This window comes from bacterium SCSIO 12741, from assembly GCA_024398055.1.
Taxonomy (GTDB): Bacteria; Bacteroidota; Bacteroidia; order Flavobacteriales_G; family Salibacteraceae; genus SCSIO-12741.
Genome location: CP073749.1, coordinates 2697239 through 2720036, shown reverse-complemented (window position 1 = coordinate 2720036; position 22798 = coordinate 2697239). Strand labels below are relative to the sequence as shown.

At 44.3% G+C, this 22798-nt stretch carries 16 protein-coding genes; 2 read left to right on the top strand and 14 right to left on the bottom strand.

Translation table 11 applies throughout. The features are described from left to right. Positions 1–3: 3 nt before the first annotated feature. The 8 genes from KFE98_11520 to KFE98_11485 form a co-directional block, all read right to left on the bottom strand. Positions 4–1044, bottom strand: coding sequence for an AMP-binding protein (locus KFE98_11520; protein UTW60680.1), 1041 nt, complete (start codon positions 1042–1044; stop codon positions 4–6). Beyond that, positions 1031–2098, bottom strand: coding sequence for an o-succinylbenzoate synthase (menC, locus tag KFE98_11515; GenBank protein UTW60679.1), 1068 nt, complete (start codon positions 2096–2098; stop codon positions 1031–1033). The genes KFE98_11520 and menC overlap by 14 nt, the downstream gene beginning before the upstream one ends. Beyond that, a complete protein-coding gene (locus KFE98_11510; protein UTW60678.1) occupies positions 2095–3006 on the bottom strand; it encodes a 1,4-dihydroxy-2-naphthoate polyprenyltransferase in 912 nt (303 codons plus the stop codon). Before KFE98_11510 ends, menC begins: the two co-directional genes overlap by 4 nt. A 13-nt stretch (positions 3007–3019) precedes the next feature. Then, positions 3020–3862 carry a 1,4-dihydroxy-2-naphthoyl-CoA synthase gene (locus KFE98_11505; protein UTW60677.1) on the bottom strand — a complete coding sequence of 281 codons (843 nt, stop codon included), beginning with the start codon at positions 3860–3862 and terminating at the stop codon, positions 3020–3022. After that, positions 3855–5543, bottom strand: a complete 1689-nt coding sequence (gene menD, locus KFE98_11500; protein UTW60676.1) for a 2-succinyl-5-enolpyruvyl-6-hydroxy-3-cyclohexene-1-carboxylic-acid synthase — start codon at positions 5541–5543, stop codon at positions 3855–3857. Before menD ends, KFE98_11505 begins: the two co-directional genes overlap by 8 nt. A gap of 11 nt (positions 5544–5554) precedes the next feature. Continuing rightward, positions 5555–6241 (bottom strand): chorismate-binding protein, encoded by a 687-nt coding sequence (locus KFE98_11495; protein ID UTW60675.1) that lies wholly within the window; start codon positions 6239–6241, stop codon positions 5555–5557. A gap of 11 nt (positions 6242–6252) precedes the next feature. Further along, positions 6253–6540, bottom strand: a complete 288-nt coding sequence (locus tag KFE98_11490; protein UTW60674.1) for a hypothetical protein — start codon at positions 6538–6540, stop codon at positions 6253–6255. Between the two features lie 94 nt (positions 6541–6634). Continuing rightward, complete coding sequence (locus KFE98_11485) at positions 6635–12754, bottom strand: right-handed parallel beta-helix repeat-containing protein (protein ID UTW60673.1); 6120 nt, start codon at positions 12752–12754, stop codon at positions 6635–6637. A 368-nt stretch (positions 12755–13122) separates the two neighbouring features. Between KFE98_11485 and KFE98_11480 the strand changes: the two genes are divergently transcribed. Then, positions 13123–13815, top strand: coding sequence for a response regulator transcription factor (locus tag KFE98_11480; protein ID UTW60672.1), 693 nt, complete (start codon positions 13123–13125; stop codon positions 13813–13815). Here the strand turns inward: KFE98_11480 and KFE98_11475 are convergent. From KFE98_11475 to KFE98_11460, 4 genes are read right to left on the bottom strand one after another with little or no spacing between them, the layout of a single operon-like run. After that, positions 13812–14813, bottom strand: a complete 1002-nt coding sequence (locus tag KFE98_11475; protein ID UTW60671.1) for a PD-(D/E)XK nuclease family protein — start codon at positions 14811–14813, stop codon at positions 13812–13814. The two genes, KFE98_11480 and KFE98_11475, sit on opposite strands and share 4 nt — an antisense overlap. Further along, positions 14780–16549, bottom strand: coding sequence for a hypothetical protein (locus tag KFE98_11470; protein ID UTW60670.1), 1770 nt, complete (start codon positions 16547–16549; stop codon positions 14780–14782). The genes KFE98_11475 and KFE98_11470 overlap by 34 nt, the downstream gene beginning before the upstream one ends. Then, positions 16546–17124 (bottom strand): tetratricopeptide repeat protein, encoded by a 579-nt coding sequence (locus KFE98_11465; GenBank protein UTW60669.1) that lies wholly within the window; start codon positions 17122–17124, stop codon positions 16546–16548. Before KFE98_11465 ends, KFE98_11470 begins: the two co-directional genes overlap by 4 nt. Continuing rightward, positions 17121–18131: a Gfo/Idh/MocA family oxidoreductase gene (locus KFE98_11460; GenBank protein ID UTW64695.1), complete on the bottom strand. Its 1011-nt coding sequence runs from the start codon at positions 18129–18131 to the stop codon at positions 17121–17123. The genes KFE98_11465 and KFE98_11460 overlap by 4 nt, the downstream gene beginning before the upstream one ends. Before the next feature lie 126 nt (positions 18132–18257). Here KFE98_11460 and KFE98_11455 point away from each other — a divergent pair, with 126 nt between their 5' ends. Then, positions 18258–19526, top strand: a complete 1269-nt coding sequence (locus tag KFE98_11455; protein UTW60668.1) for a hypothetical protein — start codon at positions 18258–18260, stop codon at positions 19524–19526. On the opposite strand, the gene KFE98_11450 is transcribed toward KFE98_11455, so the two are convergent. Both KFE98_11450 and KFE98_11445 read right to left on the bottom strand, forming a co-directional pair. Next, a complete protein-coding gene (locus tag KFE98_11450) occupies positions 19475–21682 on the bottom strand; it encodes a glycosyltransferase family 4 protein (GenBank protein ID UTW60667.1) in 2208 nt (735 codons plus the stop codon). The genes KFE98_11455 and KFE98_11450 overlap by 52 nt on opposite strands. Further along, a complete protein-coding gene (locus tag KFE98_11445; protein UTW60666.1) occupies positions 21679–22698 on the bottom strand; it encodes a glycosyltransferase family 4 protein in 1020 nt (339 codons plus the stop codon). Before KFE98_11445 ends, KFE98_11450 begins: the two co-directional genes overlap by 4 nt. Positions 22699–22798: the final 100 nt, after the last annotated feature.

Sequence of the window (22798 nt, the reverse complement as noted above, 5' to 3'; positions counted from 1 at the left end):
CCATTATTTGAGTTGATCCAGAATAATTTCCTGGAGTACCCCTCGCTTGATTTTACCGGTATCTGTTCTGGGAAAATGGCTTAAGCTAAGTACCTTCTTGGGAATTTCATAGCGCTGAAAATCCGACCAATCCAGATGGGTCGGGACATCACCCTCCACGACCAAAACGAGCTGTTGCCCAAGCGTTGAATGAGGAATTCCAATAAAAGCGAAGGAACAGCTCAGCTGATTATCCAATCGTTCCTCCAGTTTTTCTGGATGGATTTTTACGCCACCACTGTTGATCATAAAATCGCTTCGGCCTAACCAGACAAATTCTCGTGGAGAATGGATCTCCACCCGATCTCGGGTCAACAGTTCTTCTTCTAACAGCCCTGGAGCTTTGATCGACAGGCACCCGCCAATACTTTGAATGCTTATACCCGGTAAGGTTTGATAATAAGCCTGAGAATCGGCACCATTTATTTGTTTTAGGGCAATATGGCTGATGGTTTCGCTCATTCCAAACGTCGAGTATACTCTACCCCCAACCTCCTTTAAATCGGATGCCAGCGTTCCTGAAACGGGTCCACCACCGATTAACAGATTCTGGATATTTCTCAACTTCTCAGGAGCACGTTCCAATAAAGTCATCACCTGATGGGGAACCATGGCGCCCAAATCGATTTGTTCCGGCCGTTTTGAAGCCACCAAGGAGTCCATATCCGGACCATCCACATGCAGATTCATTCCTGTAATCATCGCCCTAACCACCATCATTAGCCCCCCAATATATTTAGGCGACAAGGTCAACCAGGCTGTATCTCCTGCTCTCAATCCCAAAAACTGCACGGTCATTTGAGCAGAGGCCATCATTTTCGACTTTTCAAGATAAATAGGCTTGGGCTCACCCGTGGTCGTTCCAGATGATTGGAGTTTCATGAGCTTTTCATCACTCATCCAGTTTTGAAGAATGGAAGCTAATTCTTGAGGGAATAGCTCCCCATTCTCAAGAGCGTTTGAATCAAACGCCTTTCCATTTATGGAGAACTTAGGATGGATCATTCCAATTTAAGGATTGAACCTCCCACTCTCCTGTTCCATAATAGAGATGCGCATCCCGAATTTCCAAGGGAGATGAAATGTTATTGGTAAAGAGTTGACCTGTTCCCAGTCCTTGATAACGGTCCGTTTGGAGCGAATAGGTAAATTGAGCAATAGCATTTAAGCCAATGTTGGATTCCAGGGCCGACGTTATCCACCAACCCATTCCACGTTCTTCTGCTTTCCGAATCCAGGTTCTTGAAGCTTCCAAGCCCCCTACCAGTGCTGGCTTGAGAATAATATATTGGGGTTGAATTTCAGTTAACAAACGATCTTGGTCCTCAGGTCGCGTCACACCAATTAGTTCCTCGTCCAAAGCAATGGGAAAAGGGGTTTTGCTCACCAAATCCTTCATTTCATCCAATTGCCCCGCCCGGATCGGCTGCTCAATCGAATGCAAATGAAACCGATTTAATCGCTTTAATTTGTCCAAGGTCTCTGCTGGTGAAAAGGCTCCATTGGCATCCACCCGAATTTCTAATTCGCTTGGATCAAAAGTCTTTCGAATTTCGGAAAGTATCTCGATTTCCTTATCAAAATCCAAAGCCCCGATTTTCAATTTCAGGCAACGAAATCCAGCCTGAATCTTTTCTTGAATCTGCTCCTTCATAAAAGCAGGATCCCCCATCCAAATCAATCCATTAATGGGAATTCCGGCTTCGGATCGGGTAAAGGCGGAAGGAAACAACTCCCACTCCTTATCCGCCTGAAGGGCCAAATACGCAGATTCCAACCCAAATCGAATGGATGGCCAATCGGTCAATTGAGATAAAGAAACATTTAATGAATCCCAATCTTGGATAGCCCCACACACCTGCTGGATTTTTTGAGCATATTCCGGTCGATCGTCGTAACTCAAGCCACGGAATAGTCCCGTTTCACCGATTCCAACTTTACCGGTATCTGTGTCCTCCAATCGGATAAACCAAGTCTCCTTTTGACGAAGAACTCCACGCGAGGTTCCACCAGGTCTTTTAAAATGAAGCTGATAAGGAATGCAAGTAGCCCGAATCATAACCACTGAGCTAAAATGATTCCGGTGGCAAACGTGAGGCTAAAAAAGAAGGTTCCTAAAGCCAATTGTTTGAGCGAGGGAATAAGTTCTTGAGGGGTTTTGTGGGTGTATGCTTTTTTGCCATTGGCTATAAAAAGAGGTAAGGTGACCAAAAACAATAATTGCCAAGGTGACTTCCAATTCTCAAAGGTGAACAACAACATCGCCAACCAACCTACTAAGAGTAAAGACAGATGATACCAACGCGCCGCTGGAAGCCCCATTGAAACCACCAAAGTTCGCTTCCCCGAATCGCGGTCATTGTCAATATCACGCATGTTGTTCAAATTGAGCACTCCCACCGAAAAACAACCAATAGTAACGGCTGGGAGCCAGGTGTGCCACTGAATTTGTCCAGTTTGAAGAAAGTAGGCTCCCAAAACACCGACCAGACCAAAAAATAGAAAGACAAACAAGTCTCCCAAACCTCGGTACCCATAAGCTCCCTTGCCCATCGTGTATTTGATCGCTGCCAGGATTGAAGCCAGCCCCAAAATAAAAAACAAGAGCCAGGTCAGATTCCAGGAATCAAAAGCCAAGAAAAGCAGGTAAACCCCAGAAAACAAAGCCAGAATACCACAAATGATAACCGCCTTTTTCATGGCCTCTTTACTGATCACACCACTTTGAACCGCTCGTGCAGGGCCTAACCGGTTTTCATTGTCAGTACCTTTTTCGGCATCACCCAAATCATTGGCCAGATTGGACAACACCTGCAACAGCACCGTAGTTAAAATGGCCCAGGCAAATATGGAAGGGGAAAAGCTCTCACTTCCCCAGGCAGCCATCGATCCGGTAATAATACAGGATAAGGCGAGAGGTAATGTTCTCAATCGAAAAGCGCCTAACCAAGCCTTAATTTCAGCCATAATTAATGATTGATCAAGGAATCCACTTGATATCTGAAAAATCAGGTTTTCTTTTTTCCAGGAAGGCATTCCGGCCTTCTTTGGCCTCATCCGTCATATACGTTAAACGGGTAGCTTCTCCAGCAAAAATTTGTTGCCCCACCATACCATCGTCGGTAGCGTTGAAGGCAAACTTGAGCATTTTGATAGAGGTGGGTGATTTTTGCAAAATCTCCCGGGCCCATTGATAGGCCGTATCTTCCAATTCTTCGTGTGGAATAACCGCATTGACCATGCCCATTTCAAAAGCTTCCTGAGCGGAATAATTTCTTCCTAAAAAGAAGATCTCACGTGCTCTTTTTTGCCCTACCATTTTTGCCAAATAGGCGGACCCGTAGCCTCCATCAAAACTGGTTACATCAGCATCGGTTTGTTTAAAGATCGCATGTTCTTTACTGGCCAATGTCAAGTCGCACACGACGTGCAAACTGTGACCACCGCCAACTGCCCAACCTGGTACGACGGCAATCACGACTTTCGGCATAAAACGAATCAAACGCTGCACTTCCAGGATATTTAACCGGTGCATTCCATCTTCTCCGACATATCCCTGACGGCCTCTTACGCTTTGGTCTCCACCACTGCAATAAGCCCAGCCACCATCTTTGGGTGATGGCCCTTCACCAGAAAACAATACCACTCCAATGGAAGTATCTTCCCGGGCATCAAGGAAAGCTTTGTACAATTCTCCCACTGTTTTGGGGCGAAATGCATTTCGTACTTCAGGTCGATTAAAGGCAATTCGGGCTACCCCGTTGCATTTTTTGTAGGTAATATCTTCGAACTGGCCGACTGTTTGCCAATTGGGTTTATCCATGGTTATAGTCCTTTAAATGAGTAAAATAGTGTTTAAGAACCTCTGCGTTATCCAACCTCGGTGTAAATACTTCAAGCAACCTTGCCGTATTACTTTCCGAGAAAAAAACCTTTAATTGCTCCTCAAGTTCCGCTTCGTTATTTGAGGCTCTGTATTCCAGGCCAAAGGTAGTGGCTATTCCCTGGAGATTCAAGCCATGGTGCGTTTCTAAATACTGCTCAAAACCGTCCACTGATCGAGGACCGGCGATGTAGCGAAAAATGCCTCCGCCCTGGTTGTTAATTACAATGATTCGGAAGTCTTTTGGGAGGGACTCATTCCACAATGAATTGGAATCGTATAGAAAGCTGATATCACCACTAATATGCACTACGGGTTCCTTACTTCCATAACCAAAGCCTGCAGCTGTAGAAGCACTTCCATCAATGCCACTGGTTCCTCTGTTGGCCCTTTGGGAGCGAATATGAGGAGACTCAAATAGCTGGGCATATCGCACTACGCTACTATTTCCTAATTGCAGATGATAGTTTGCCGGAATATGTTGAAGCAACGGGCCAAATGCTTTTAGGTCAGAAAAAGGAGCTTGATTCAAAAATGCATCGTGTCCTTTTCTACCTTGTTGGTGGGCCTGAAGCCAGGATGATTTAAATCCTGTGTCCTCTACTTCCGAGGTGTCACTTAAAAAGGAAAGTAACTCAACGGGTTCAATGGGATAAATGCGATTTAAACTTTGGAAGGTATCTACTACCTGAAACTCCTTGGAAAAATTCCAGTGATGTTTGATTCCGGCTCCCCTTAAAAAGGCTTTGATACGTTTGGATACTACTTGTGCACCAATAGAAATCAGTAAATCTGGTTTGGTATCATCCGTTGTATTCAGGCATTCCAGGGCCCTGTCCACGGTTGATATCAGATTTTCTCCTGAGAGATTGGAAACCGTTTCACACAACACCACCGTATCGCTTCGTTCTGCCAATTGAGACAGCACAACATTGAGCGAATCATTGGGTGGAAGGCTTCCACACAAAATCATTTTTCGCTTTGAAGCATTCCAAAGGGTTCTGGTTTCCGCTTCTTCTTCAGGTGTAAGTTGCTGCCAAGTAGCTGCCGATTGAATATTCTTTACCCGAATTTGCTCCCATTCTTTTTCCTGGTAGAGCGGTTCGGATAATGGAACGTTTATATGAACTGGCCCACGGTCTCCCAACAAAGCTCTATTCAAGGCTTCGTTAATTTTCCGTTCAGCGAACCAGCGTTCATCTTCCGAGCGAAATTCAGATTCCATTTGAATTGAATACCGGGAGAAATTACGAAAAGCACCTTCCTGTTGAATGGATTGCCCCTCCGCCTGATCGATCCAAGCTGAGGGTCTATCTGCAGTAATAGCTACCAAAGGCAAGTTTTGGTAGAATGCTTCAGCCATGGCCGGAGCATAATTGAGTAAAGCCGTTCCACTGGTACAGATCAAGCCCACAGGTCGACCCGTTGATTGAGCGATTCCAAGGGCAAAAAACGCAGCTGCGCGTTCATCTACTATCGAAACACATTCGATCTCAGAATGGCACTGAAAAGCCTTGAAAATGGGAGCATTTCGAGATCCCGGAGAAACGATTACTGTCTTGCCACCTTTTTGGAAAAAAAGTTCTGCAAGAACTACCAATCCCTCTTTATCCGTATTCATCCCGCTAAATTCTACAAATTTTCCATCACAGACAAAAGGGTCCTTGATTTGTGCTCAGTTTCCCTCCATTCTGATTGCAACTCAGATTCTGCTGTGAGTCCGCCGCCAACATAAATTCTGGCTATATTATTCTTAATCCGAAGGCACCGAAGGTTCACAAATAATTTCCAATTTTCAGGGCTTATGGAACCAACAACACCCGTATAAAAGGAACGATCGTAGCCTTCATGTTGTTCAATCCATTTTTGGCTTTCAAGCAAGGGCTCCCCGCATACAGCCGGTGTGGGATGCATTCGTTGTACGAGTCGAGAAGCAGACCAATTGATTGGGCTTTGTCCCCTTAACATGGTCAATAAGTGTTTCACTGCACCAGCTTCATGCGTATTGGGGCCATCACATTGAATAGGTGAAATACCTTCTTCTGCCCATAGTTTACTTATGTAGTCGGTGACAATTTGTTGCTCGTGTTTAGTTTTTTCATTCCATGGTTCGATCGAATCTACCGGTAAGGTTCCGGCCAAAGCATAGGTCTGTACCTCTTGTTTATCTCTATTTAGAAACAACTCCGGAGTAGCGGCGGCCCAAATTTCACCTTCCAATTCTGCTACATAAACGAAGGCCTTTGGGTATAACTGATCCAATGCCTGAAACAATCGGAAGGGATCATCTTGAAAAGGGACTTCCAAATACCGGCTCAACACGACCTTTTTTAACTCCCCTTTTGCAAAGCTTTCAAGGCGCTTGTAAAGGCCTGGTCATAGGATTTAGAAGGATCGGATAGATTCGATGAATTAGTGCCCCTCTCGGCTACTTTATAGGTATTGGAATCCAGGTTGGATACTTCTCCCCGAATCAAATAGGTTTTGCTTCCATCAAAAGAATGCATAATGAATCCTTCCTTATCATTCCATGCATTCCAATCCGAGGACAAATCATCCCAAGTACCTTCCACACAACATCCCGATTCCCCAGGAATTCTATACCAAACTTTAGCCATTGCTTATTCTATACGATCGTAACCTTACTTCAGTTTAGAGCAAAAAAAAACCCCGACAAAAGTCGGGGTTTTTCTTACAGGTTAGTACCTGTTCTTATCGTGACAATTGAATTTTGCTAATCACTTGTTCACTACCGATGGTAGTTTCAACGTAGTACATTCCAACAGCCAAGTTTGTCAGATCAATAGAGATATTGTCCTGAGCAACTTCACCGCGCTCTACTACTTCAACTACTTCACCCAAAGAAGTCAGTACACGAACGCTTACGTTCTCAGCACCGTTTAGGTTCAGTTCGATATTCACCAACCCGGTAGTTGGGTTAGGATAGATTTGGAATGCTCCAGTCGCCAACAGATTGTTGATTCCAGTGTACTCACTGAAGATATCAATCTGAGCAGAGAAGGTACATCCGTTGTCGTCTACTACAGTTACAGTGTTAACACCGTTAGCCAATCGAGTTGAAGTTGCGGTAGTATCACCGTTGCTCCAAGTATAAGACTGGTAAGGAGTAGTTCCACCTACAGCAGATGCAGTAGCTTCAACTTTGTTCTGTCCGTTATCCACAATGTTAGTGAAAGTAATAGTTACTGGGTCTGGAGCAGAAATGGTGATAACAGCGTCATCATCACATCCAGCAGCATCAACCATGTGCAACTTGTACTTACCAGGACCAACACCGTTAAGGTCAGCAGTCTGAGCATTCATGTAATCCCAGCTGTAAGTAAATGGAGCTGTACCACCAGTGAACATCGTAACAATTGATGTTGTATCGTAGCTACAGTTCAAGTTCTGATCAGCAGTAGAGATTACAGGAGAGTTAGGATCTACAACAGTAACTTTTCCAGTTTTAACACATCCCAAGGCATCAGTAATGGTTACGTCGTAAGTTCCTTCACCAAGACCTACTGCTTTAGAAGTAGACTGGCTGTTAGGATCACTCCAGAAGTACTGATAAGGAGCCATACCACCAGTGATAGAAGCAGTAGCGCTACCGTCAGCCATTTTACAAGCTGATGGACTTGCAGCACCCATACCTACATTGATAACTGGAGTTTGCATTACATCAACAGTGTCGATGGAAGTACAACCACTTGCATCAGTTACAGATACATAGTAAGTACCAGCAATCAAACCAACGTTAGTAGAAGCATTTGGAGTTCCACCAGCATTCCAGCTGTAAGTGTAAGGCATAACACCTGCATCTACAGTAGAAGTAGCAGTACCATTTGCATCACCGTTACATGTCGGGTGAGTCCAGGAGTTAGAGATAGTTGGGTACGCACCCAATACCTGAACATCCAATACTTCAGTACAACCAACAGAGTCAGTTACAGTAACCTGGTAGTCATCACCAGCCAATCCGCTAACAGCATCACCTGTCATACCGTTGCTCCACTCGTAAGTGTAAGGAGCAGAAGTACCAGAAGCGGCTGCAGTAGCAGAACCATCAGACATACCACAAGAAGCAGCAGTTGGGTTCGCAGTAAGAACAATAGGCTGAGTTACAGAAGCTATTGTAGAATCAGAGTACTTACACCCGATATCATCCCATACAGTCACACCGTAAGTACCAGCAGTAGCTACAGTAAGAGTTGGGAAGAACAAACCATTGCTCCAGATCTGAGACTGGTACTTCTGGTTTGGTACAATCTCGGCAGTTCCACCGTTACAGATTGTAGTTGTAGGCTCAAGAACATCTGGAGCTCCCCAGCGACCGAAGTTGGCACGCAATAGGAAAGTCATGTTATCAACGATTGGGTTCAGACCAGCATCGTCAGAACGTCTCCATCCATTTCCGTCGTACAAGTCAACGTAAATGTAACGAGCGCTTCCGTTACGGCTTGTGTTGTAACCCAAGCTCATGTTTACAGGATTCACCTGGTGTACACTTACAAAGTAAACACCTGGCTGAAGGATGATTCCTTCACATCCAACTTTCTGAGTATACCACATACCAGTGTTCACTTGAACCATTTCGGCACGTGTAGAGTCCATCAATTGATCAGGAGCACCAGCTGAGTCAGTATTGTAAATCAATACACGAACAGTTGCACCGACGGTTGGAGTAGTCAACCAGAAATCAACAGAGGTTAGAGTATCTGCAGTAAATACTTCAAAAGTTTGACCAAACTCAAGTGGAGTTGGGTTACCGATTCCGTTAGTAGAAGCGGTATCATCCTCACGTTGGTAAACTGTATCAGTAATATTGATAGAAGTGTAGATTGTGTCATTTTCAGCATCACAATCAGATTCGTTAATCGCTACAGAAGCTCTTGCCTGGTAAACACCAACAGTGGTACCCAAAGCAGCTACAGTATTGATTGTAGTATCAGAATCGATCAACATCATTCCGATTGGAGTGCTTGAGGTGTTACCATTAACATCGAAGTTTACAGTTACACCAGTAATGGTATCAAGACCAGCAGAAGCAACAGTGGCGTTCAAGCGAACACTCTGTCCTGCAGGAATACCAGCATATCCGTGAGAAAGATCTCTCATAGCACCATCGAAGAAACAAGGTACGAAAGAGTGAGCACCGATATCTGGGTGAGTAGCATCGTACATTCCGCTACGGTTGTCCATAGACACACCAGTACCAGCCATACCTGCACTATCCAACTCAAGAGAGTTAGGTCTCAAGTCACCATTTGCCTCATCCTTAAAGCGAGGAGTAGCATTCACAGAGTTAGTACCTACAGTAATACCGAAGGTTCCGTTGTTAGCAATGTTTCCAGTCCAGAAAGCATTGTAATCGTTCGTACAGTTAGACCAAGTACGGTTATGGTACCAAGTGTAAGCTCCACGCTCGTTAGAGATGAAGTTGTTGTAGAACGCACTGTTATACATGTAGTAAGTATACAAAGCACGACTGAAGTTCGAAGAAGACGAGTTACGAATCGTGTTATGAATAAACTTGTAGTTGTATCCACGGTACATGTAAATACCATACTGAGTACCAGCATTCTGATCGTTAACGTTTGCTACAGAGTTAGCATAAGTCAAGTTAGAGTCAGCACTCTGACGGTTGTAGTAGTTACCGTAGTAATCGTAGATACCATATCCACCACCACCAGAATTGATAGTAATGTGGTTACGTCTCAGCGTATGATTGTTACTGTAACGAATGTTGATTCCATAAGGAGAGTAGTATACTCCTGGATCATTTCTCATAATGTTGTCATCAACATGCATATCCAACTGGTAGTATGCGTAAAGACCGTACTGAGAGTAATCAGTCATGGTGTTACCAGAGATGTTAACTCCTTCATCACGAGCATTACGTCCTGATCCACCTCCGTAGAAACGAATCGCCCAGTAAGAACCAGAGATGTCGTTACCAATGATATCGATGTCTTTACAGTTGCTACCGTTGTCATCATAGATACCAGCGGTTGCATTACTTGTAGACTTAGGAATATTGATATCGTTGCTATCAATCATAATGTTGTTACAATTTCCTTTCAAGTGGAAACCATAACCAGTGTTCGTTACGATCAAGTGGTCGAAACGTACGTATTCAGCATTTTCAAACGAGATTTTACCTTCGATCTCACCCATTTGAGTGTTGTTAGGATCAGAAGTAAAACGAACTGTGTTAACAGCGCTAACACCATTGATGCTTCCGTAGTCAACATCCCCAACCCATACAGAGTCATCCAAATGGAATGTCAACGGACCACAAACACCCAAGTTCTTCAGATCCATAACTGCACTGTCAACAGAAGTATAGTCACCATTAGAACCAATAGTGAAGATACCGCTCATTGCAGGCTGAATCATTTCAGGCAAGCTATCGTTAGAATTCTTTTGATCTGTCTGTCCAGAAGGATCAGAAGTGTAGAACATAAAGTTGTCAGCAACACCCAAGGTAAACATGTGAGAACCTAAAGTAACAGTGGTGTCGTTTCCAGGAGCAATGGCAGATGATGGTACTACCAATTGAGTTTGTCCTACTCCGTTAATGGTCCAATCTACTTTAAAAGAGGTAAGTGTTTTGGCACCATAGTTTTTCACTTTAACCATTACGGTTTGGTTACCTGGACATGGAGCAGCTGAAGCCAACTCGGATACACCAGCATCATAGTCTGGCAACCAGAATTCATCAGCACCTATATCTGGAGCCAATCCGCTACCAGTACATCCAGCCAATGGACAACGAATATCTCCGTCGAAATCGTCATCAATCAAAGCAGTAAGGTTAGCACCAGCGTTGTGAAGAGCTGGAGACTTAGCATGCAAATCAGTTGTAGAAACAAAGTCTGGGTCAGCAACTACAGAGTTAGTACCCAAAGAAGTGTTCCAGTGACCTGTTCCATTAGGAGCGAAACCAGCGTTGTTTGTGCGAGTTTTAGAACCCAAGATATAGAAGGCGTGTCCATTACCGTCATTACGTACGGCGTTGTTTTGTAGAGTTGTGCTTGTTCCGTAGTAAGAGTAGATACCACGAGTAGAAGAACCGTTACCACCAGCAACATAAACACTGTTGTGAGAAACGTCTACATAGTTTGCATAGTAAGAATAGATACCGTAAACACTACCTGTAGCAGTGGCACGAGTAGCTTTAACCATGTTATTAGCAACCAAGTAACGATCGCTTGAAGTACCGTAACAACGGTAGTAGTATAGTGGGTAAGAATAGCTTGTACCAGCTACTTCAATATCGTTACCAATTACATTGGTTTTGTAGTTGTAGTAGCAGTATACTCCAGAAGGACCACAGCAGTAAGTTCCCTTACCTTTCATCACGTTGTAGTTGATCTCGTATTCTTCACCGTAGTAAGCATATACTCCACGGTAAACGAAATCCATAAACGTGTTATTCTCAATAGTCCAACGGAACTGGTGGTTAGAAGAGCTTACACCGTAAGCATAGATACCATAAGAACCATTTGTAAAGTCACAGTTTGTGATGGTAATGTCTTCTGCTTTGTTTGCACCACCTGTCCAGTCATAAACCATCGCCATGTTAGTAGAAGTACTGGTAGTAGTTCTAGTTTCAAGCGAGTCATTATCCAGAGTAATGTGGTGGTTATAACCTCTCATGTCTACAACGCGTCCGTAAGAACCGTTCTTTGAGATCATGGTAATATTCTTGATCGATACGTGAGCAGAATTGTTAAAGCTACATACGTAGTTATTAGCACTTGAGCTGTTGTATTCCCAAACAGAATTGTTTGTATTGGTAGGATCAGACTGAATGGTAACGTCATTTACCATACTAACACCAGGAATGGCGTCAATCTGAACTTGCTCATCAAAAGTTTCTTCTTTCAAGTTAAGAATTACTGGTCCACAAACACCATTGGCTTCCAAAGCATCAATTGCAGCTTTGATCGTACCGAAGTCTCCTGCAGTACCAACAGTATAGGTTCCAGAAAGAGAAGCCTTAAAGTTCAAAAACCCAATAGAGTCATTCACTGTGTTTTGGTCTGTCACATTGTTAGGCAAGCTTGTCCAGAAATCCATGTTTACTACTGTAGAAGGAGTAAAGTTGTAAGATCCAATAGTAACAAGCGTATCCGCCAAACGTGGCAAAAGAAGACCAGTTAATGTAATAGGAGTAAAAGTGGTAGTACCAACAACACCGTGAACACGAACTTGTTTCAAGGTATCAGAACCCATGTTTACTACTCTCACATTAAGTGGCTGAAGACCTGTACACAAAGTAGAAGGTGACAACTCAGTGGCTGCCGCATCATTGGGAACAGGAGGAATTACGTGAAATGTATAATCCTCTACGTCACCTGTGTAGGATGAATACCCACAAGGCTGCATTTGCCAGTAGTACCCTTGCAAAACCCGCATTCTCAAAGAACCGGTTGCTGCAGTGTTAGGCACTGTAAAGGTGTGCGTCTCAGTAATGGTAGAACCACCATTATAAGAGCTGGGTACAAAAATAGCTTCACCTGGATCGTTAAAATCCTGGTCATTGTTCCAGTCGATCCACAAACCAGCGCTATAGCTGTGCTTCAATTCGACTGATGCTGTGGTACCAAGACCATAGCTACAAGAATCCGTAGCAGTGAAGTCATTCACACTGTTATTGGAGGTTCCTGTGTTCTTACTAATATTGACAACCCCTCCAGTCGTCTTCACCTCCTGATTCGAACCCCAGCTCGAGCTTGTATTTGGATTACAATACTGAGCATTAGCCGAAAAAGTTACGAAGACTCCTGCTGCCAGGACCATCAAAAACTTGTAACACTTTTTCATCTAAAAATAATTAGTTAATAAAACTTGCGTTCAAATGATTACACATGTTGGGCACACCCTGTCCTTGAATGAAAAAACCCCGCTATCAGTTCAGATTTCCCTATGTCCGTTTTAGGAAACCCGCACTTCAAGCCATGAAGTCATTTTAAGCCTTCTTTGATTAATGACGCAAACTTTGTTAAAAAGGCTGGGTAAAGTAAATAAATTTTTAGGTTAACGAAAAATTACCAAGACGTCAATTTCATTAAAACCTTTCTGGTTGGGCGTTACGGAGATTAATTAAGGATTAATAAAAATCAATTTTTTTTTATTTTTTTCTCTTCCGGTCCTTTTTCAGAAAAACGGGTATTCTTTTACATTTGGCAATCATGAATCCCAAAATCCTTTTAGTTGAAGACGAGCCCAAGTTGGCTGAAGCAATCCTACTCAATTTAGACATTGAGGGCTACGATTCCTTTCATATCAGCAATGGGCAGCAGGCGGCATCGCGTATTTTGGATGAGCCCGAATTCTTCGACCTCATTGTTTTGGATGTGATGCTACCGGAAATGGATGGCCTTGAAGTTTGTCAAGTTATCCGCGAAGCTGGGGTTCAAACTCCGGTCTTGTTTCTGTCGGCACGTAATACGGCAGAAGACAAAGTAAGAGGACTTCGCACTGGAGCTGATGATTACCTGGGTAAACCTTTTAACCTGGAAGAACTTCTCCTTCGTATAAACATCCTATTAAATAGACATGCCCACAAAGTGAACCGCGCTCCGGAACAATTTTCATTCCCCGGTGGCAGTATCAACTTTGAAGCGTTTACCATCGTTACCCGTTCGGGAGAGGAACTTTCGGTTGGTCAAAAGGAAATCGCCCTTCTGCAAATGCTGATTCAAAAAGAAGGGAAAGTGGTTTCTCGGGAAGAGATACTGGACAAGGTCTGGAAAAGCACCAACGTTACGGGTCGCACCATTGACAACCACATTCTGTCTTTTAGAAAATGGTTTGAAGCCAACCCCAAACAGCCACAGCACTTCCTCTCTGTTCGCGGTGTGGGTTATCGCTTCAATCGCTAAGCAAAGAATTTCTGGTAGGCATCCTCGTTTCGAACAAAAGGAATTTCCGGATTGAGCATTTCCTGAACAACAGCCGAAACAAATCGAATAAATTCCTGTTGAACTTCTGGGGAGATTTGAAGGTCCCTATTATAATAGAGGTATAAAAGTCCAGCTTTGGCATTTCGAAAGGAATAAATGGAGGCTTGAACGGGCCCAGAAAACAAGTGTTGATTATTGCGACTATACAACACAGCATAATACAACAACTGAAGAGCCTTGCTCATTTTTTCTTCAAAGGGAAGCCAATCGCCAGATTCCAACTTCAAGTCCCGGTCTTTTACCATGCCCGTTTTGTAGTCAGTAATCAGGTATTCGCCTGAATCGAGCTGATCTACCCGGTCCACAATTCCTTTTAAGCGAATGGGAGTAGAAAGGCCTGTTTCATGGGGTTCAAGAATGGTATCTAACGGTAATTCCACAGCCGCCACCTGAAATTTGGATTTTTTGGCCCTTTTTTTCTCATTTTCCAAAAAGTCTGCCACCCATTTCTTCACGATGGGTCGAAGAAGTTGAATTCTTCCGTTGGCCATCATATCGGCGCTGAAGTGTTTTTCCATTTCCTCCCCTACCCTTTTCTCACCAGAAGATTGCCAGGACTTAAACAGCTCTTCAAAATCAGGAGTGCGATTGAGGTATGGCTTGTAAATATCTTCCAGTAGGTTGTGCACCAACTGCCCCAGGATGGCATGGTCAATATCCGAACTTAGCCGATCTTCTTCCCTTAAGCCCAATACGTAGGCCAGGTAAAAGTCATGAGGATTTTTTAGATAGGTAATTAAGGCGGAGGGACTTAGTCCCTTTTCAGTAAGGTAGGCTCTTAACCCCGCCAGTACTTCAGGCGTTTTCTCGATTTTTAATTCACTTACAGCCGGTTGATTCAAATCGGCAACATGAACCTTCCGTTCGAGATTAAGAAAAGGGTCTAAAGGAGCCCACTCATTTTTAATCTGCAGCATGTATCGGGAGGTTTCTCCCCACCTAAGGCCTGCACATCGGCCGTATGAAATAGGTTCACCTCTTCCGCTCGGGTTAAGAGGCGAAAAAAATGGTAGGAGAGCGCCGCTTCCCGATCAGTTTTTGAAGGAAGCTGATAAAACTTCCTCACCTCGAGGGGAATGAAAGACTGATGCTCGATGGCCGGAAAAGCAGATTCATTGAAGGAGAGAACATACATTCGCCTAAAATCCAATGCTCGGGTTTCAAGCAGACTCATGATCTGAAGGCCTTTGGTTCGCTCACCTTTAAAGGTGATTTGCCGGCTTTTCATTTCCCTTAGGAAGAATTTTTCTACACTCAGGGAGCTCATCCAATGTTTCGGAATATTCTCTAGGGTTTCTTGAGTTTGATCCAACACGGTTTCGATCTCCTGAAAAACTACTTCATAGCTCTTTAGCTTGGTATGGCTCAACCATTCGGCAATCAACTCCCTCAAACTGCTTAATAGAGACTTGTGGGACGCAAAAAGCCAATTCCATGGTCCCCATTGAGCCTCCACATAATCTCTCCATGAATCCAAAGGGTTGTCCGGGTTCTGTAACCAGCGAATTCCATCTTTCTGTGCCTTTGTTCCCTTCCAAAGACGAAAAAGAGGCTCCTCCAAACATTGGATGTACAATTCTCGCTGAGGCCGGTCAGCCTGTAAAGCTTGCAACCAAGTCAGAATAAATCTTCCCGGAAGGGTTTGAGCCAGGCTTCTTCCGATTCCAATATTTACCTCACCCACATTTGGAGGTAGGGCATTGAGCAGCAATGGTAGTTCAGATGAGTCCAAAAGCACCAAAACCGTTTGATCGAGTTGATCCGGAGAGAGTTTGGACAAATAATTACCCACCACCTTAGCCTGATCGGTTGAATGCAATGTTTGTACTCCACTCCATGGATCACGGTGTTTTTCCTGACCCTGGATTAAATGAAATCCTTTAACCTGTTGCTGGTTGCGGTCGATAAAATGATTGGCCTCAAATCCCAATGAAGCTGGAATGGCCGGAATACCATCCATCACAAAATGAAATTCGACCCGTGACTCCAATTGCTCGGTCATCTTTTGCTCGAGCGGAGTAAGGGCAGTAAAACCAGCCATGACAACCTGAGCAATTTCGCGTCCCATCCATGCGGTTAAATCAGTAGCAGAACCGCCTTCCAATCGGGCGTTCAGCTTTTCCATGACCATGGAGGAGGTGTTCATGTTCTTCTCCTCGAGGCGGTGGTAAAATTCCTGGTAAATGGTGGCCAGGTTTTCCCAGAAATTCAAGTAATTCCCAAGAACTGGGGAATCGGTATTCGGATTGGGATCCCATTGCTCTAAATCCTGGAGAATTCGAACCTTCTGAAAAATACTTGTCGGATCAATTCCATGTTGCCTAACCTCTTCAAAATCGGAGTAAAGTGTTTTGGCAGTAGCATAAAAGCCTTCAGGGGAATCCCCCTCCGGGTAAAACTTTCGATAAGCTGAATACAACTCGACGAACCACTCATTACTTCCAGATGCTCGCACCCCAGAAACCCGTTCCTTAAAATCCTGAAGGGTGATTACCAAGGGGAGCCATTCCGTTTGCTCCGATTGGAGCGACCATTGCTTATGAAAAAGGGTAACAGCCCGCTTGGTAGGTAAGATTACCAACAGCTGAGAGGTATCTGTTAGGTTAACCCGCTCCTTGGCAAATTGAATCAGTTCCGGTATAAAAGCGCTCATTCACGCAGTTTAAATCCGTTGCGAATAAATTGAAGGAACTCTTTCATCCCTTTACGGGTGAGGAATACTTTGGCCATCTCCCCCATCAAACTTCCGGCTGGGGCCTCAGGTTCAGGAGCGCCTTGTTCCTTGAGCTTGGACATCATTTTTTCCCGGTACTCCTGCGCGCCAGCAAGCTTATCGGCCCGCTTTATACTCTTTTCAGCCTCTTGTTTTCGACCCAGTTTTTCGAGAAGCATTCCCAGGTTGTTATGAGCAATGGCATCTTCGGGGTCGAGATGAACGGCCTTTTGGTAATCTTCTACCGCTCCTTGGGTATCGCCCATCACATCGCGGATATAGGCCCGGCTGGAATAGCGGTAGGGATTGTTGGGCTGAAGCTTTTGGGCCCTATTCATATCCTCCAAGGCCTCTTTAAATTTCTTCTGATGAAAAAAGCACACGCCACGGTCAGATAACCAATAGGCGTTTTCAGGCTCTTCGTTCAAGGCCTGGCTCAATGCCTCTAATGCTTCTTGTAACTTTCCCTCTCGGTAGAGGGTCATCCCTTTTTCGTAATGTTCCTTTCCGCTCATCTTATAAATTTCGCACCATCATACATTTGGGTAATCATCTCCACTACCCTTAATCCGTCGGTGGCTGGCGTCATTATTTTTTCGGTTCCCATTAAAGTGTTCACCACGTTGTCAATCACTTTATCGTGATTGGACATAGATCCTTCGTAAAAACCATAATTGTTGGCCGGAGCTGAAATCGGGAGGTTGTCAATGGAAAAGCCTTCCGTCTCTTTGTATTCTAAAGAATTCAGGTACTTCCCTCCAATTTTCAGGGTAGCATTTTCCGCAAAAACGGTTACCGACCCTTCCATATTTTGGTGAAGCGCCGCGGTGGTAAAGGAGAACGTTCCAGGAACTCCATTTTCCATTTCGAAGGATATACTTCCTGTATCTTCAAACTCAACATAAGGTTGGTGAGCCGCATTTCGCACAAAACCATTGGCTTCTTTAATCGAGCCAAACAAGTAGTAAAGGATATCGACAAAATGGCTGAACTGATTGAACAGGGTTCCACCATCCAGTTTCCGGGTTCCTTTCCAGTCTGAATTTAGGTAATACTCCTTGGGGCGATTCCAATAGGCATTAACGGATACTTGATAAACCTGTCCCAAGGCCCCCGTATCTATCAGCTCTTTCACTTTTTTCACGGGTGGGTTGTAGCGGTTTTGCTTGACCACAAAAAGCCCCTTTCCATTTTGTTGAGACGCTTCAATCATATCCTCTGCCTCCTTCACGGCAAGCGCCATGGGCTTTTCAACGAGCACATGCTTTCCATGGTTCAAAGCCTGGATCGCATGTTCGGCATGCAGACCACTTGGACTGCAGATCACCACAATATCGGTAGGGGAATTAAACAGCTCTTCCGGGGAGCGAAACCACGAGGTTTGAAAGCGATCAGCGAAATTCGCGGCCTTGTCCGAATCAATATCGAAAACTCCGGTTAAATTTGCGTTAGGGTGGTCTATTATATGCCTGGCATGTCGCTGAGCAATATGACCGGTTGCGAATATGGAAAATCTCACCATTTTAAGTCGTCCGTATTGATAGATCTGGTATTCATATTGGCCTTTTTCGTATTCATGCTGGTCTTTGCATTTTATGTACGCTTCAAAAATGCTAAAAATCCCCATTACCGCTTTTATATTCCGGCCATGATGCTGAAATTGTTGGGTGGATTGGCCTTTGCCCTCACCTACAAGTTCTATTACAAATACGGAGACACTTTTGGCTATTATGAAGGGATTATTATCCTGAGTCAAATCTTTCAGGAAAATACGGGTGCCTGGTGGAGGATTATGATCAACTTCACCAACTCCTTCGACCCGGAGACCTTCGTCTACATGCTTCGATTCGACCGACTGAGGTTTACGGATACCTTTACGGTGATCAAAATCGGGACAATATTTAACATCCTCTCATTCAACAACTTCTTCCTACTAACTCTTTGGTTCTCCTTGTTTTCGTTTTTAGGAACCTGGAAACTTTACCTGGTTTTTGTCGATCAGTTTGAGAACATTAAGAATTCCAGGATTTTAGCCATATCTGCCTTGTTTATTCCTTCGGTACTCTTTTGGGGTTCTGGAATCATGAAAGATTCACTCATTCTGGGTATGCTCGGGCATTTCGTCTACCACATGGCTCATATTCTTAAGGCTCCGCTATCGTCGTTCCTTCACCTGGTTTTGGCCCTGTTTTTTGCCTTTCTCATTTTCCTGATCAAGCCCTATGTAATTATATGTCTGGCTCCGGCTATGCTGCTTTGGTTCTTCTTAAATGCCCGTAAGTCTATCAAGCACCCCATTATTCGGGTATTTCTTGGGCCTACCTTCATCCTATTTGGTTTTGGAGCCTCTGTAGCGGCTATTACAGGAGTAAGTCAGTATTCCAGCCGTTATGACATTGACAATATCTTGAGTACCGCACAGGTCTACCAGAACTACCATTCGGCAAGCTATGAAGTGAAGGATGGTCGACGATCGAGTTATGATCTGGGGCAATACGACAAAAGCTTTACAGGTGTGGTTTTAATGATGCCTGCATCCATTAATGTGACCTTGTTTCGCCCCTATCTTTGGGAGGTAAACAGTGTGGCGATGCTGCCGGCGGCGATAGAATCGGGAATTTTTTTCTTCCTGCTTCTGAGGATGTTCTACATAACATCCTATAAGCGGCTCCTAAGGGAATTGGTCTCGAACAATTTCCTAACTCTTTCGTTAACGTTTTCCCTCGTTTTTGCCTTTGCGGTTGGATTTAGTTCCTACAACTTTGGAGCCCTTGTGAGGTACAAAATACCGTGTCTGCCATTCTTCCTGGCCACGGTGCTCTACCTAAGTCGTGTTGCCAGTAAAAAGGTGATTCAGGAAGAAGTTTACCGAAGAAGATCCAGGTACTTCTCTTCCAATGCTGTGGTGGAGAAGTAGTTCTCGATTCTCTTTCTTCCGTACCCCCCCATTTCCTGACGTTTTGCAGAACTTTGATACAAGGTTTTTATCGGTTCTTTCCAGTCCCCATTTTCGGGCACCAAGAATCCATCTCTTCCCGGCGTTATCATGGCACTGTTTACGCCAACGTCAGAAGCCACACATGGGATTCCCAAGGAAAGGTATTGCAAGATCTTAAGGCCACATTTCCCTTGGCTCCATGAAGAGTTTTCCAAGGGCATTAAACCAATATCCATTTCGATCAAGTCGTCGATCTCCGATTTCAGGTTCCAATTTCGGTACTCGAGATTGGGAATTTCAAAATCTGGTGCAGCGTTGCAAATCAGCAAGAAGCGAAACTTAACTCCTTCTTTTTCCAATTGTTCCAAAGAGGGCACTACCGCTTTTAGGTACCTCAAGGTGGTGTGACTTCCGGTCCATCCTATCGTGATCTCCTCTTTGTCTTCGTGAACCTTCGGCCGGTTATGCAAATTCTTGGTATCAATGGAGGTAGGAATAATCCAGGTTTTATCCTGATGCCCAGTAGACTTGGCCAAGTACTCATTTCCTGCTACAATGCGGTCACTAAGCTTAACGACTTGGCTAAAATAAGTTTTGGGCCTCACCAGCAAACGGGAAAATCGCTTACCCTCAATGCGCATAAAAAGAGCATCATCGAAGTCGTAAATAATCCTCAGTTTTTTGCCCCTTATTTTACGGGCCATCCACTCCCACCAAGCAGGTCCAACGGGTGCGGATTCGCGGTGAATGAATACACTGTCATATCCCTTCAATCTGAATAGCAGAACAAAACGCTTCCAAGTGCCAAGAACAACGGCTTTGATTAAGGAAAAATTAAGCCTCTTTTCAATGCCAAACTCAAAGTTTTGACGGTTAAAAAAGGTGAAGTAATCCACCTCAATCTCGTGCTCATAGAGGGTATCCAGGTATTGCTCAAAACGGAATCGCTGGGAAGGCGAAATTCGTTTGGGATAAGTGGCCAAAAAGAGCACTTTACGCTTCCAACTAATCACCTTTTCGTAGAACTCAATGGTTTCCCTAACCATTCTCTTTGGTGTATACTTGGTTTGGAGAATTTTCAAGCCATTTTTTCCAATTCGATCCCTTTTCTCAGGGTTCTGAAGCAGGTCAATAATGGCATCCGCGTAGGCGTTGGTATCGTAAGGAGGAACAATGATTCCACTCTCCTCGTGTTTTAAGTGTTCGTTCAAGGAAGGCACGTCGAAAGAGACAATCGGCCGGGAAGTTGAAAAGGCTTCCAACACCACTACTCCAAATCCTTCGGAAACGGATGGAATCAACACCACATCGGAAGACTCCATAAAACTGCGTCCATCTGGCTGATACCCCAGGAATCGAACGTATTTCTCTACACCCAAATCCACAACTTGCTGTTTTAACTCCTCTTCGAGAGCACCTGAGCCCACTACAATGAGTTCCACATCTGGGATCACTTCTGCGACTTTCTTAATGGCCTGGAAAGCGAAACGGTGTCCCTTAAACCCCGTAAGTCGTCCAACAATGACCAATTGGTTCGGAGAAAAGCGTTTTTCCGGATCCGGATTATGGGACGTTGGAAATTCAAATCCATAGTAGATCAAATCGGTCTTTTCCGGTTCACAGATACCCAATCCAACATACAAGTTTTGAAGTCCACGAGAAATCGCAAAGGAACGGGTCATACGGGTTTCAGCCCATCTTGCTAATTTAAAATATAGGTTACTGGCACCCGGTTCTGGATCAAATCCGTGCTTGTTGTTGTACCATTCATCGTAGCCATGTTTGGTGGATACGATGCGCAACTTTCGGTCAAAAAATCGCTTGTAAAAGGACAGGAATAAATCGGCATGAATAAGGTGGCTATGAACAATATCGTAGCCTTCTTTGGAGATCAATGCTTTGATTCGGTAAAAGAACAGAGGATATAGGATCAAGCCAAAGGGAATGCTATGAACCTTAATTCCATGCTTCTCAAGCTTGCCAATAAATACATCAATGATCTCGGTTTTCTTGCCTGGGTATATGCACAGAAAGTGAACCTCAATACCCTCATTTTTAAGCAAAGGCAGAATCTGAAGTAAGTAGTTCTCAGAACCTGCGATTCCGGTTATATTATGGACATGGAGAATTTTCAATTGCTGGAAATTTGTAGCTCAATAAGCCGAGTGTACTCCTCTATCATTTGGGCGATATTATACAATTTATCAACGTGGTGACGCAATTCCACCCGAGATTCGTTTTCAGAAGAACTTCTCAAGGCATGTTCAAGGCGTCGCTTCAAGTCTTCCGGGTCGCGATTATCAAATAACCCTGGGTAATCGGAAGGCATGAGTCGGCGAATATTGGGAATATCTGAGGCTACAACAGCACACTCCGAAGCCATGGCCTGTAACAACACGGTGGGCATATTTTCAGCATCCGACTTCATGACGAAAACCTGAGAACGAGCCAGTAAATCGGCCAAATCCTCTTCGTTTAAATAGCCGAGCAATTTTGCTCTACCCTCTCCTCTTTCTTTAATGATGTTGTCCAGTTGCTTCAAATGTTCACCTGTACCGGCAATTTGTATCTCGGCTTGTATATCCGAATTCTCGTCAAGAATATCCAAAGCCATATTCAATGGGGTGACATAATCTTTGGGGTAATTCAATCGGCCGGCCATAGAAATAAGCACTGGCCGCTGCTTGGAAGCTGGTTTATAAATCATTAGATCCACGCCATTTTGGATCACCCGATCTTTTTTCCTGAATAATCCCTGGGTCGCAGGCCAGGTGCTCTGGCGATAATTCGGTTCCAGGATTACGGTAATGGCTGAAAAGATCAATGCGAGGATACTCGATAACTTATCCGGCCAACTTTTTAAACCGCCCGTGTGCTCCACACTGATAAAAGGGCACCTATTCAGGAGGGAATAGTAGATTGTAGGAATCGTAAGGTTTAGGGAATGGAGCAAGATGACATCCGGCGATTGCTCCTTCAAGCTTTTGAGGTAATCCTTCCAACTCGCCATACTTCCCCTTCCCTGGTGATGTACGTAGCTGAATTCAAGGGATTCATCTTCACAAAACTTTTGGAAACTCTTCTCTAATGGTTCTACACCATAATAAACCAAAGACGACTTTTTTCCTTGCTCCCGAAATGCCTTAGCCAAAGGGTGTGCAATGGCCTTATGCCCCCGAGGCCGGAATACAAAACCTGCGTTATTCGTATGTTTTTTTCAAGCCGATGCATGGATCTTAGGGCCCAACGAA